This is a genomic window from Virgibacillus sp. NKC19-16 (assembly GCF_021560035.1).
In the GTDB taxonomy this organism is placed as follows: domain Bacteria; phylum Bacillota; class Bacilli; order Bacillales; family Amphibacillaceae; genus Virgibacillus_L; species Virgibacillus_L salidurans.
Map to the genome: position 1 here is coordinate 2,912,406 of NZ_CP074373.1, position 13,543 is coordinate 2,925,948.

11 protein-coding genes, 1 pseudogene and 1 riboswitch are annotated in these 13,543 nt (G+C 40.6%); of the genes and pseudogenes, 1 reads left to right on the forward strand and 11 read right to left on the reverse strand.

The window, feature by feature from the left end:
* Positions 1 to 391: 391 nt before the first annotated feature.
* The 7 genes from KFZ58_RS14825 to KFZ58_RS14855 all read right to left on the reverse strand — a co-directional run bounded on the left by KFZ58_RS14825 (position 392) and on the right by KFZ58_RS14855 (position 8,101).
* The gene (locus tag KFZ58_RS14825; protein WP_235792069.1) at positions 392 to 3,799 is read right to left on the reverse strand and encodes a phosphodiester glycosidase family protein; all 3,408 of its coding nucleotides are present in this window, start codon (positions 3,797 to 3,799) and stop codon (positions 392 to 394) included.
* An 89-nt stretch (positions 3,800 to 3,888) separates the two neighbouring features.
* Positions 3,889 to 4,479 carry a CalY family protein gene (locus KFZ58_RS14830; protein ID WP_235792070.1) on the reverse strand — a complete coding sequence of 197 codons (591 nt, stop codon included), beginning with the start codon at positions 4,477 to 4,479 and terminating at the stop codon, positions 3,889 to 3,891.
* A gap of 26 nt (positions 4,480 to 4,505) precedes the next feature.
* Complete coding sequence (gene sipW / locus KFZ58_RS14835) at positions 4,506 to 5,084, reverse strand: signal peptidase I SipW (protein ID WP_235792071.1); 579 nt, start codon at positions 5,082 to 5,084, stop codon at positions 4,506 to 4,508.
* Positions 5,081 to 5,272, reverse strand: a complete 192-nt coding sequence (locus KFZ58_RS14840) for a hypothetical protein (RefSeq protein ID WP_235792072.1) — start codon at positions 5,270 to 5,272, stop codon at positions 5,081 to 5,083. Before KFZ58_RS14840 ends, sipW begins: the two co-directional genes overlap by 4 nt.
* A 110-nt stretch (positions 5,273 to 5,382) precedes the next feature.
* On the reverse strand, positions 5,383 to 5,952 hold the full coding sequence (locus KFZ58_RS14845; protein ID WP_235792073.1) for a TasA family protein: 570 nt from the start codon (positions 5,950 to 5,952) through the stop codon (positions 5,383 to 5,385).
* A gap of 50 nt (positions 5,953 to 6,002) precedes the next feature.
* Positions 6,003 to 6,584 (reverse strand): TasA family protein, encoded by a 582-nt coding sequence (locus KFZ58_RS14850; protein WP_235792074.1) that lies wholly within the window; start codon positions 6,582 to 6,584, stop codon positions 6,003 to 6,005.
* An 80-nt stretch (positions 6,585 to 6,664) separates the two neighbouring features.
* Positions 6,665 to 8,101, reverse strand: a complete 1,437-nt coding sequence (locus KFZ58_RS14855) for an alkaline phosphatase PhoX (RefSeq protein ID WP_235792075.1) — start codon at positions 8,099 to 8,101, stop codon at positions 6,665 to 6,667.
* A gap of 207 nt (positions 8,102 to 8,308) precedes the next feature.
* Here KFZ58_RS14855 and tatA point away from each other — a divergent pair, with 207 nt between their 5' ends.
* The gene (gene tatA / locus KFZ58_RS14860) at positions 8,309 to 8,503 is read left to right on the forward strand and encodes a twin-arginine translocase TatA/TatE family subunit (RefSeq protein WP_235792076.1); all 195 of its coding nucleotides are present in this window, start codon (positions 8,309 to 8,311) and stop codon (positions 8,501 to 8,503) included.
* Between the two features lie 400 nt (positions 8,504 to 8,903).
* Here tatA and KFZ58_RS14865 read toward each other — a convergent pair whose 3' ends face one another.
* The 4 genes and pseudogenes from KFZ58_RS14865 to KFZ58_RS14880 form a co-directional block, all read right to left on the reverse strand.
* Entirely contained in the window at positions 8,904 to 9,737 is an 834-nt protein-coding gene (locus KFZ58_RS14865; protein WP_235792077.1) for a mechanosensitive ion channel family protein, read from the reverse strand.
* Positions 9,738 to 10,329: 592 nt separating this feature from the next.
* Positions 10,330 to 11,007 (reverse strand): serine/threonine protein kinase, encoded by a 678-nt coding sequence (locus KFZ58_RS14870; RefSeq protein WP_235792078.1) that lies wholly within the window; start codon positions 11,005 to 11,007, stop codon positions 10,330 to 10,332.
* 261 nt (positions 11,008 to 11,268) lie between these two features.
* Complete coding sequence (locus KFZ58_RS14875) at positions 11,269 to 12,882, reverse strand: sodium:solute symporter family protein (RefSeq protein WP_235792079.1); 1,614 nt, start codon at positions 12,880 to 12,882, stop codon at positions 11,269 to 11,271.
* Between the two features lie 129 nt (positions 12,883 to 13,011).
* A riboswitch (SAM riboswitch) is annotated at positions 13,012 to 13,115 on the reverse strand.
* A 248-nt stretch (positions 13,116 to 13,363) separates the two neighbouring features.
* Positions 13,364 to 13,515 (reverse strand): annotated as a pseudogene (locus tag KFZ58_RS14880) (zinc-binding dehydrogenase); the annotation flags it as partial.
* Positions 13,516 to 13,543 lie beyond the last annotated feature (28 nt).

Below are 13,543 nucleotides of genomic sequence, written 5' to 3' on the forward strand. Positions count from 1 at the left end.
TTTTATTTTCGTTTATAAAATACGTCAGGCATAATGGAAAGTTTGATCCATATATATGAAGCAGATTGCTTATCTTATTACAGGCTTTGCATGGGATGGTTGGTCTAAAGAAGTGTAATTTTACTGCAGAAGATAACCAAGGCGTATTGCGTGTTCTTATCACATTAATCTATATTAAAATATCTTTCCACTCGTGTTTGTCCAATGTTGCTCATGTGGAGAGCTGAGACTTCGGACAATCGGTAATGTAATAGCGGGGGCTGATCCCATAGTTCTGTTATAAGGACCAGTCCCCTACCAAAATATTGATTTACTAAACTTTTATACTTAAAATACTTACGCGAAATTCTTTGTTTCTGAAATCAATCTTTTAAATCAATAGAACTGACCCTTACTGAATAACAATCCCAGACTCAGATTCAACATTATTTGACTGAACTTTTAACGTTATTTCACCCTGATTTACAGCTGTAAGTTCACTTGTTGTATAATCAAATACTGCATCATAATCACCCGAATCGATAGCTTCAACAGATTCCTCTGTGTCGCCGATAAATACATTGTCGCTACCTGTCCAATTGACACTTGCAGGATATTGAAGTGGAATATTTATGTCCCCTGGCTGATGTCCAATTGCCTCTACTTCAACTGATTCACCAACTGAAACTGAATCTGGTGCATTCATCGTAATTTCATCAAGTAATGGATTTACTTTTGCCTTAATCCAATCTGTTTCAGCAGGATTCTTAATTCCTCTTACTGCTGAAGATTCCTTTTCAACACCGAACATTGTCCAACCAAGAAACCCGCCATTATCTGGACTTCCATATGGATCTTTTCCTGCAGATCCAGTAACCATATACGGAACACTATCGACACGGTTTACATTAAAGATAGAAGCATGAGAGGAAATAAATATCGCTCCTTTTCCTCCTGACAGCTGTCTAAAATTGGTAAGCCACTCTTCAACCAGAGCCACTTCTTTTCGATCACTTAATTGGCTGTTATCAGTTGTCAACGGATCGTTTGTCGGATGATGGGAAAAAACAGCCACATTTCTTACTTCCGGGTTTTTAACTGCCTCATCTAAAGTTTCCTGTAACGCTACTAATTGTTCAAAATCCGAAACCCTGTAACTTCCTGCTGATGAATCGAGCATGATAAATTGTGTCCCTTTATGAACAAAGCTGTGGCGTGTTTCTCCAAATACTTCTTTAAAATTATCTAAATCACCTGTCCCTGTTCGCTCATGATTACCTGGAACATAATAAACTGGGAAACTATCACCAATTTCCTCATCAATCACTTGTTTTGCCAGTTCAAAATCTTCAGGATACCCTGTGTCAACAAAGTCACCATTTATAACTAAAAAGTCAGGATTCTGCGCAACAATTTGCTGTAGATTTTCACGCGTTCTGCGCATGACTTCACTATCAGGGTTCTGTGCAATAAATTGCGTATCTGAAATGACAGCAAAACGCCAGCGTTCATCACCAATTTCAGCATTTTGAAGAACAAGTGGATCCGGGTCGGCTTTTTCCTGTTCCGGCATCTCGGTAGATGGCGGTACTTCAACTGTCAAATTATCAAATATCAGTTGTCCGGTATATTGTTCCGCCTGACTTGTCTCCACTGGGTAAATACGCCATAGTTTAAGAGGAGATTGAATCCCATCAGGTATATTCGTTTCTACGTATTTCCAGCCAGTCCAATCAACTTCACTTGCTAATGTCAATACATGTTGCGTGTTAGAAGCATCCCTAAGAACTGCACGTAGCCAAGCACCATTTCCGTCACCATAAACCCACAAGCCCATCTTTTGTGTATCAGCAGGGAGTTCCAAGTCTGGAGACGCTTGTAAGTAAGCAGCACGTGTAGCCGTAGTAGTTGAAAAATCATAATTAAGTTGAATACCATTTCCTTCTCTACCATCAACGACTTCCATTGAAGCCCCTACATCTGATGGATGCTTTGTAAATGTCCATCCTGAATCATCTTCAAAATCTGAAACATTCATCTCCGTAAACCCTATTGTAACGGGGAGGTAAAATGTTTCATTCAAGACAGTAATTGTAATCGTAGTAGACGATCCGTCCTGCTCTGGTGTAACAGTGAAATCACCATTCGTATTTTCTTCAATTTCGATAACCGATTCATCATAATCCAGTTCCACTTCCGATACTTCTATTGGAGCTGTATACCCATTTTCGTCATAACCCTTAACAGAGAAGCTGTCCGTCTCTCCCGAAACAAGGCTAATTCTAGATTTATTGGCTTCAATCTTATCTAATTCGCCTAGCACTTGAATCCGACTTTCTCCCTCAACATTTCCGGCCTTAGCTTTAGCAAGTGCTAAACCAGACTCACTCGCATGAAAAACACCTTGATCATCAAAACTTCCAAATTCCTCCGGATAGGCTTCCCATTGAACTTGGTCAGTTTCCACGAGATCATAGGCATCATCAAAACCTTTTGCATTAAAGTTTCGCGTCAAACCTGGGAAAACGCGATATGCATTTTCATCTTCAATCATTGATGATACACGTAACTTAGACAATTCCCCGTTTCCTTCTTCCGTATAAATACCAATTCCATTTGGCACCGCACGCTCAGAACCATCAGATGGATTGTTTTTCACCTCTGCCTCATCTTCTCCAGGTGTACGTGCTGTCATGGTCGACGAGCCGCCACCATCAAGATTCAATGCTTGATATGCACCGAATTCTTTCATTAATTTACCCATTTCATGTAGTGACATCCCTCTGCTTGAAGATTGACGTCCATCTACCAATACTAAATACATCGTTTTTCCATCTTGTGAAAATCCGACAGCAGTTCTTGGAGCGAGTGTTTGATCATCAACATTTTGAACTTCGCCATTTTTAACTAATACGGGGTTACCGCCAATGGCAAATTCAAATTCTCCATCTTCACTCATCTTTGGTGCATAATCTACGGAAACCGCATCACCAATAGTTAACTCTTCTAACTTATTAGCACCTTCTTCACGACCTATTAATACAAGTGTATTTTCATCTATTTCCTCGTTGCTGATTTCATTACTTGCATTTACAACCACACCGTTTTCAACAATAACTTCATAGACTGAACCTGATTCATTAACAGCACCACTTCTTGAAGCTTGTCCCCACAATGAATTGTATAATCCAATTCCATTTTCAGAGATAGAACTTTGATTTAATGCAGCAAGGGTATGTTCTTGGTCATGAAATGAAACCGTGCCTTCGAGTAAAATGTTGGCCAATTTCCCAACATCGTCAGTTGTAATTCCGGCTGACATTTCTCTGCCATTATTTGGTCCTTTTATTAACTCTCTATCTTGAATCTCAGCGCCAATCGGAGCTTTTGTTCCATTAATATCAAAAAAATCACCATTCACACTAGCTATTGCACCTTCTCTATTCGTTGCCTCGGATATAGGCTCTGCATCTGATACAACACCACCTGACTGCAGGACTCCTGTTGAGACACTGCTATTACTGATATCCACCTCAAGCATTTCACCATTTATCCATCCACGGGCATCTAGCCTTTCAAACGTAGTAAACGTAACACCCTTAGCAATCTGCTCGGTTTGAGAATCGGTAATAAGCGTTGTACTCTGCTCAATATCAGTAAGCGTCTGCGGCTCATCTTGCTCTGATGACTGAGGCACAGATTTACTTTCAAGAGGTGCATTGTCTAAACTATCGGCTGAAGTAACTGCAGTTGGTGCCAAGCCCTGAAAGATTAATAGAAAAGCTAGCATCAAACCGAACAACTTTTGAATTAATCGCACATTATCATCCCTTCAAATTGAAGTTACTTTTTATAAGTATGGTAATCATTTACTTGTCCAAAAACCCTATGTGCTCGGGTTAGATAAAACTATTGATCTTCACCATCCATTTGCTTTGCTTCAAATGTCCAGTCCAGCTGCAATGAATCGCCTTGAAAAGCATTTTGAGCTTCTTCATTATCAACAAAATTGAACTTCACAATAAAATCATGAACAGAACCTGAAGGAAGACCATTTTCACCATACCACGGATACATAATGTGCTGATCAATAGCTTCAGGGGTCATTTCTGCAAGTTCTGCAAGTGTCACTCTATAAATAATTTCATCACTGTTCGTATCGTTATATAAAAACTCAACCTCGATGTGTTCTCCAAAATCCTCCGATCCATTGTCACCTTGGGCATCCGTTACCGTGTAAGCTGTTTCCAGCAGTACCTCTTGAATATCAAGTGTACCTTCGTTAGACAGTTGAAAATCACGGTAAAAGGAATCGCCCGGCTTCATATTTTCCACATCAATTATTACACTTGGATCTGCATTTAAGTCTAACGTACCAGCAGCAAACGTATTATTTGTTTCCTCCGTGTCACTAAAATAAGCAAACGTACCTCCACCAATTAAACTAAACCCTAATACTGCAGTTGCAACGCCCACACCTAATTTCTTTTTGATTCCCATTTTTTGTTTCCCTCCTATTTTCTAATTTACTTCACTTCCGCTGTACTGCTTTTTTCTCTATCTTCCATGTTCGCAAGCGCTCTCCAAGTGGTGATTGCAGAATACCCGATCAACAGCACACCAGGTAGGATCATAAATAAAAGGCTTCCATTGGGAGATTGCGCGAAATTGATGATATAACCTGCATATGGAATCGTAAATCCATTGTAGGATCCTACAACATTTTCAGCTAAAACCGGGGCTGAATCGGGCGCATTATTGTTGTCTCCTTTGGTCGTGTAAACCACACCACTATCTGTTGATGCAGTTTCTGTAATACGGTGGGTGATAAGATTGCCTTCTTCACCCATGAACGTAATCACATCACCTGCTTGAAAGTTTGATTTCTCTTCTTCATCAGCAGATTTCATAGCAATGATGGAACCTGTTTGAATACCAGGTTCCATGGACCCAGATAATACGGATTTTAATTGGTACCCGAATATCTCCGGTTGGCCTCCTGTAATTTTAGTAGAAATAACCAGCGTTCCTACACTTATTAATAGGATCATTAATATACCTGTAACCACGTTATTGGTCCACTTTACGATCATCTTCTTTTTCAATTCCCTTCACCTTCTTCCTCTCCTTCCCACTTACCAATGCTCACATTTCCGTTCGCCTCTTCATATTCAGTTAAGAATGCAACAGTATTTGTTGTTACATAACCAACAGAAAATAGAAATAAAGACACAAGCATTGCCATTTTTAAAAAACGTAAAAAAGAAAGATTTAGCGATTTGATTTGCTTCATACATCGGTGCCTCAATTTCATCCCCCACCTTTCTCTCTATTTCCGGTCTACAACCTCACACAACTGCATAGAAATTGAATGGGAGAAATGTACTCCCCCCATTCAATTTATTATCCAATATTCTCCTCATTGCCATCCCGTTGAACCGCTTCAAATTCCCAGTTGAGTTCTAACTGGTCTGTCTGAAAATGGTTTTGATTTTCTCCACTGTCCGTGAATGTAAATTGGACGATGAAATTTTTTGCCGTGTCCTCCTCGGGAAATGACTCCACGATTTGCTGTGGGTTAGAGTTCAATTCCGCAAGCGTTTTTTCAAATACCAATGTCTCTTCCCCGTCTTGATCTGATAGCAGCTCCACCAGGATGTGATTGCCTAAGTCATCACCACTGTTTGGCTCTCCCTTATCAACTACTTCATAGGAAGCATTCAGGATAATTTCTTTCATATCCACACTCCCATCATTGGTAAGCTCGAACCTCGCATCCTGTGTGTCCCCTGGTACGAGATCCTCAATTTGAAAAATAGTTTCTTTATCCATCCCAAGATCTAATGAACCAGTTGTAATCCTATTGTCGGTAGAAGTTGTGTCTGTAAAATAGGCGCTTGTCCCGCCGACGATTAAACTTAATCCAACAGCAGCTAACACGATGCTCATTGCAAGTTTTTTCTTTATGGTCATTATTTCAGGCCCCTCCTCGAAGTATGTATTCAGGGTCAGAACTTCTACGTTTATCTAGCTTCGAACGACCAATTAAGTGTTAATTCGTCTCCTTGGAATTGATTTTGATTTTCCCCGTTTTCTACAAATTCGAATTCAACATACATCGTGTCATTCGTACCAGCTGCTAATCCGCTTTGTTCATTTTCAAAACCGAGAACATTTTTTGCTACAGCATCCGGAGCCATGTCCTGTAATTCAGCTAGCGTTGTAGAGTAAATGATGTCATTATATTGACTTTCTTCTGCCTTATCATAGTTTTCAAGGAAGTTCACTCGAATATGTTCACCGAAATCACTTGTATTGTCTCCTTCTGCATCTACTACTTCATAACTTGTATTTAATAAAACTTCCGAAATATCGAGGGATCCATTATTTTCTAAATAGAAGGTGCGGAATTCATAGTCACCCGGTCTCAAATTCTCCATATTTATAATCACTTCCGGGTCCACTGAAAGATCCAGTGTACCTGCAGCAAACGTATTCTCCGATTCTGCTGTATCGCTGAAATACGCGAACGTCCCGCCACCTACTAACGAAATTCCAAGTGCTGCAGTAGCGAGTCCCAGACCCAGTTTTTTCTTTATACCCATTGTAAAAATTCCTCCCTCAATTTTTTAGTTAGAATGCTGAAAAATTACCATTCCCTATGGTCAGATGCTCACCTTCTGCATTAGATGATCGGGATGCCATTGCGCTGGAATGCAGCTGCTTCCAAATCTGACATCCCTTGTATTGCAGCGAAATCAGAAAGGTTGCCCCCTAGTTCAGGTGCATAGCCTTGCGGAGGTGCTGCATGCCCCATCTGCCGGCCGCGCCCAGGATTTCTGCGTGCAAAAGGACCCCAGATCGCAAACGTGATGCCTGGCGTTTGAATATTCACGAATAATGTTTTCCCATCCGGTGAAAAGGTAGGGCCTGCCAGTTCAGAATCATTAAGTATATTTTCAGCGAAAACATACGTTTCTCCTTCCGGTGTTAACCCGATAATACGGTCAGATCCGTCTCCATCTTCCACAATCCATAAATCTCCCCATGGTGTGACAGTAATATTGTCTGGAGACTCTAGCTCATTTGCAGAACTTGATTCATAGAAAAGTTCTAACGTATTAGTGGAAGGGATGTAACGATATATACGTCCCAGGTTTTTACTCCCTGCATCTGTATCAGAGAACCAGAATACGCCTCCTACAAAATGGCAGCCTTCCAATCTGCTGAACTCGATACATCCGTTCTGTCCCGCTTCAAGGCTTGGCTTTTCCGGATCAACATTTTTCCAAACAATCCCATATTGCTGCCCTGTGTGATAGCTGCTTGATTCGTTTCTCGGAAGCTCTTCTATGGCAGCAGCCTGCAAGGTTCCTCCTTTATGCAAAGAACCAATCGTTTGACTGCGATCTTCTGGAAGATACCGGTAAAAATAACTCGGACTGGCATCTTCTGTCATATATACAATTCCTGTTGCAGGGTCTACGTCAACCGCCTCATGCGAGAAAAGCCCCATCTCTCTGATAGGAGTTCTGGAAAGCGTATTTTCCGGATCAAGTGGATCCACTTCAAACACATAACCATGCCCTTCTACAAGTGTCTCTTCGCAGGTTATCCATGTTCCCCATGGCGTTCCGCCTCCTGCGCAATTCCTGTAAGTACCCGCAGACGTAACAAAATCACTTTGCAATTTACGGTCAGGGCCTACAATGAGTCCGGTCGTTCCACCAATATTATCCTTATGATACGGATTATTTCCGATTACCGGATAATCTGATTCCTCGGATAATTCGTGATTGCGTACGAGAATAGTCGAATTATTCTTTCCCGGGAAGGCAGCCATTCCATCATGCATTGCTGGTACCGGGCGCCCGTCAGAGAGTTTGTCTCCCTCTACGGAAAAAATTCGGTACTGAAAACCTCTTGGCAGATTCAAAACACCGCCAGGATCTTGTGTCAGAGGACCATAACCACCAAATGACCCCCTTGATTGATTCGGTGCCGCAAATGCACGATTCCCGGTCAAGGATAGAATACCTGACGCTCCCAAGGCGATAGTTGCTGTACTTACGCCACTCATTTTTAGGAATTTCCGTCTATTCATGTTAGATTCACCATTCATTGTAAATTCCTCCCTTTTATTAATTGGATGCCCTTCTTTTGATGTACTCTATTAATAGATTAACAAGAGAATATTAACTTCCAATATAGATAGTGTTAATTTAATGTTAATTCCTCCAATTTAGACTTTTACTTAAGGTATTACATGTTAAAATAACAAATAGAACGAGGAAGTCTATTACTATTAAATAGAAGGGAATGTGTGTAGATGTTTTCTAGCATTGGTATACCGGGGTTAATTTTAATTTTGGTGATTGCATTAATCATATTTGGACCAAAGAAACTTCCAGAAATCGGAAAAGCAACTGGACAAACGCTGCGTGAATTTAAAAGCTCTGCTGGCGAATTAGTAAAAGATGGTGATGAAGAAGAGAAAAACACTGCTAAGAAGGAAAATAATTAATACTTGTGGGACTGGGGAAGGAGCATGGTGTCGGTTCTTTAAGGGGACAATCGGAAGTTTTGCGATAAAAAGACCACCTGAACATTGATGTCTCTCAAGTTCAGGTGGTCCTCGTGTATTGTACAAGCTCATACGCAAAATTTTTGATTGCCCTAGAAAAATGAAGTCGCGTACTCCAGTATTTTTCTTTCCTGGCTTTTCTTAAAATCATTAGGCTATTACTCGAAAAATCCTTGGTCCAGATAATATGAAAGTCAACCGGAAATGACCGGTTGACCCATATTACGACACGTATAGTAAGGCAATCTGAGTAAGGGGTAAAAGAAAAAGGTCATGAAAACAAACGCTCTTTTAGGGATAATAGTCTATCCACCTATGCAAATGGACCTTTAGAGAATCTTTAACCTTCTTTTTGAACTACATTAACCTGATGCTCATAAGGCATGCTAATTCCATTTTCGTCAAAAGCTTCTTTGAGCGCCTTCCATAACTTCCGCTGAACACCCCATTGCATCATATTCTCCGTTTGAGCCGTGACGCGTAATACAATCTCATGGTTGTCAATAGCCTCTACGCCATCCACATTCGGACCTTCGACAATATCTGCATCTTCTGCCATCTGATCACATACGCCGCGGGCAACTCTGAAGGCTTCATCGATATTATGATCGTAGGAGAAACCTAATTCAACAAGTGCGCGCATGTCGCCGCGTGAATAATTGCTCAGGTTTTCAATATTGCGATTCGGGATAAAATGGAGAATACCATCGTAATCCCGGATTTGGGTGGTTCTCAGACCGATTTCTTCGACGACACCATCCACACCTGCTGTGATAATATAATCACCAACATCGGCCCATTTTTCAGCAAGCAGGAAAAATCCCGTAACAATGTCTGAGACAAGCCCTTGGGCACCAAAACCGATAGCAAGACCGACAACACCCGCACCGGCGATTAGACCACCAATCGGCAGGCCGAAGATACCAAAGATGACAACAATTACAATAAAAATGAGTGTATAAGAAAGAACACTTAACATTAAGCGCTCAAGTACCTGTCCTCTCCCTTCCGTCATTTTTCCGTTTTGTTGCATTTTGTCAAAAGCGCGGGTGACTATACGTTTTCCAACTTTTTTTAAAATACCATAGGCAATCCAGATTAGGATTAATTGTAAGATAATAACGCCGGCATCGCGAAGAACGATACCCCAATCGAAATCTGATATAAAGTTCATTACTGTGACTCCTTTATCCATAAGTTACCTGCACAAGAATAGTATAGTTATCACAAGGAATAACATTCGGGTTTACTCATAGTGTAGACCATTCTTTTAATACCCGCATCTCACGCTATCCAAACATAAAAAAATACTATTTCATGAATAAGATTTGAAAATTGATTCAGACATTTCGGTTACCCAGCCTATTGCCGTATCACTATGGCCATCTTACATAAATTCTATCCCTAGAAAAAACGCGATAAATAGTATAGCAACAATAACAAAAACGATAACTGCTTTATTCATATTTACTTCCTCCTTGTTTTTCATTTTTCCTGCTGTCTAAAACTTCACAACGTTCTCCGTCTCCCCATAATACATATTCTTTATAAGTCATGGCTTTTGGTCTTCGTCCGCAATCCCCGTATGGAACCCCCTTTCTTACGTTTTTCCTATTGACAGTATACAATAAATCATCTAAGGAAGCACGATTCTTTTTGCTTGCTCCCTCGCCCGTACAACCAAAAATTCATTCAGTTCCGGAAGATATGATATAAAGCGTTCTACCAGAATAAAAAAGGAGCACAAGGTCCATCCTCATGCTTCCTCACTTTTTAAAGGTGGTGTATTTCAAAACAAATTTCATAAAATCCTCGAATGAGGGAAAGTATTTTTTGTGTTGGTTATACCACTTTCGAGTTGTTTCTACTAACCAAAAGGGAACAGGTTTCCCGTCAATGATATGATAGTAATCTTCATACGCCTTTTTTAGATGCTCCCAGCGAAAATCATTTCCCTGTTGGACATATTCCGATACATCCAGAATTTTTGCTCTGCCGTCTTGTAATAAAATATTTTTTAAATGAATATCACGTGGATTTAACCCTTTTTGTCGTATATATTCTCTTGCATCTTCCACGTCCTTTATGACCTGCTCCGGAATATGAATCCCCTGTAAGACGCAGTCAAAGAGTGTTTTTCCTTTCTCATAACTTAAAACGAGATATCTATCCGTAGAAGCGAAGCATGTTGAAAAGAAAGGTGCCTCGCCTAAAGCACGGTAGACGTTTTCTTCTGTTTTGATCTTAAAGTCTCTATCCTTGGCATATAGTTTAAATGCGTAAGTTGGCGCATATTGACTTTGAAAAACTGCTGCATCCGTCCCCAAACCAACACACCTTAAACCATCCGAATCACCAGATATTGTTACAGGTTCATTATTTGGATTTGTAGAAACGGTGATTTGGGAAAGAGAATGAATTGCCGTATCCCATTTATTTTCCATAGTAGGTCTCCCTTGTTCTCTTTCCTTTATAAATACTACATCAAATGTATATCAGCTTATTATACTAATAAGATTCGGCAATGATTTGGCATAAATAAGTAAAAAGTGTGTAAAGCTCACAGAAACACGGGTCGGTTTTCTTGCTTCTTTAAGCCTATCAACATTATAACTACTTTTCCAAATTAGTTAAACTAATGCTTTCTCTCCAATACACACAGGTAGCACCCGAAAAACCTTTCTTAGGGTATCGGGTACATACTACTAACTTGATGCATGTTTCGGTAGTATATGCTGCTGTTCATCTCTTGGTCGGAAAAAACGGATTGCCGCAATGAAAAAGCACAAGATAGCTGCAAAACTAAATAGACCAAATAAACCATTTTGATACAGCGGAGCAAAATAAAGAACATTTGCCAAGGTGATTAAGATCCCACCAATGAAGCCAATATAAGCCAAGCGATCCGTTTTTTGAATAAACCAATCTGCTTTTTGGTCTATTAACGTTACCAGTGTGATGGTTAATATATTGATGGAGCTTCCAACCCAAACAGGATGAATATTCAGGTAAAATTCATTTGGATCCCAGCCGCCCAGATAATACCATAACAATCCACTTGTAAAACCTGTAAATAGAGACGCAACAACAGCACGTTTCGTAACGACAGGCCAGAACAGGGCGGCTACGACTGGAGCGAATGTTGCACTGTTTCGAATGGTCCAAGCAAGTACATTCCACCAAGCGGATTGCTCTGTCCGCATTAAGCCAAATACAATCATTAAACCTGTTAAAAGCAGCAAGGAAATTTTTGTATATTTGATCAGCTGATTCTCCGTTGCAGCTGGCTTTAGTGCACTGCCGACATCACGACCGAGACTGGTCGCTCCGGAAAATTGGCACGGACCTCCCCATCCCAGCGCGCATGCCCATACGCCTAAGAAAAACAGACCTACAAGCGGTGCAGGAAGAACTTCCATTAAATACTGAGGAACCGCAATGAGCCCGGTTTGTGCATTTGGAACAATGATGCTAGCAGCAATCCCAAATAAAACACCACCAACGATGAATGGAACAGCCATGAATCCAGCCATGATTAAGCCTTTTTGCCCTTCTTCAGGTGTTCGTGAAGAAAGTGCCATCTGAAAAGCGGCCTGTGCAAGAATGACGTTTACCAGGAAAGTTCCAAACCAAACGACAATAACCTGCAATCCGACACTACCAAAATCAAACATAGCCGGTCTTTCTACAGCAAGTGTACGGAGGCCGTCTATCCCAGGATTTATGAAAAAGGCGGTGACACCAATGATGAGCATTACTGCAAATAATACCATGTTCATCGTTTGCGTAAAGGCGATGGACCACATGCCACCAGCCTGCAGGTAAACGAAAAGCAGAATGGCGGTAAACGCCACCGATAGAGGCAAGGATATCCCCGTAAACACGTGAATGGCAGAGGCAAATGCTATCGCAGTTGCAACCGACCACATGGGAAACGCAAAGGCGGTAATAGCCCCGGCAACTCCTTTTGCTGTTCGTCCATATTTATCACCAATCATGCCAGAAACAGTAACAAGCATCTTTTTCCGAAATGAACGAATGATTAAAAAGGCAATAATAAAAATTTGAACCATTTCCGCAACTCCATACCAAACTGCTGATATCCCGCTTAGATACGAAAGCTCAAGAATGGAAATATATGTAGAACCAGAAAATAATCCAGTTATACAAAATGCCACAATCCATTTATTGAAATTTCGATTGCCTACAAAATAACTGTCTTTCTTCGTTACACGCCGTTTAGCAAATTGACCGGCAATAATCAATGCAAAGGTATAGCCAATCGCAAGAATGATAATCCATACGCCATATTCCGTCATGTTGTTTCGCTCCTTTTGTTGTTATTATTTAGATCGTATTTCTTTGTTTTTGACGGAACTTCTTCCCTTGGAAAAAATAAAAACCCTCTTCCAAAAGATAAGAAGAGGGTTGAATAATCTGGACTCCTCTTCTTATCTTTCAGACACAGTCTGATGGAATTGGCACAGTACTCACAAAGAGCCCGCTGCCGAGGCTTCAAAGGGCCATAACCCTCCACCTCTCTTAATAAGAAGTTCGTTTATGTAATTGTGTATAATTTACAGTGTTTTGGCGATTAAGTCAATAGTTTTTTTACTTTTCGCCTCAATTCATATAATAGCGACATATATTTTAGAATGTAAAGACAGAAAGCATGAGGACTCCCCCATACTTCCACTAAATCAACCTTTCTCCATAGGGAGATCTTTATCCGCTGCCCATTCTGTCATCGATCCATCATATACAGCTACATTGCTTTACCCTAAATTCTTAAGCCACTCCGTAATGTGCTCCGCCGTTGGTAATTTCTTTGACCCTCTCCACAACGTCCTCGTTTTTACTATTAATCGTATGTGTTGCGCCCAAGTTCCTAAGTCCCTGGCAAGCTCTAAGCGACTGTCATGGAGATCTACTGCGATGATATGCTTACATCCGATGAATTATAGAAAGATTTGATATGTA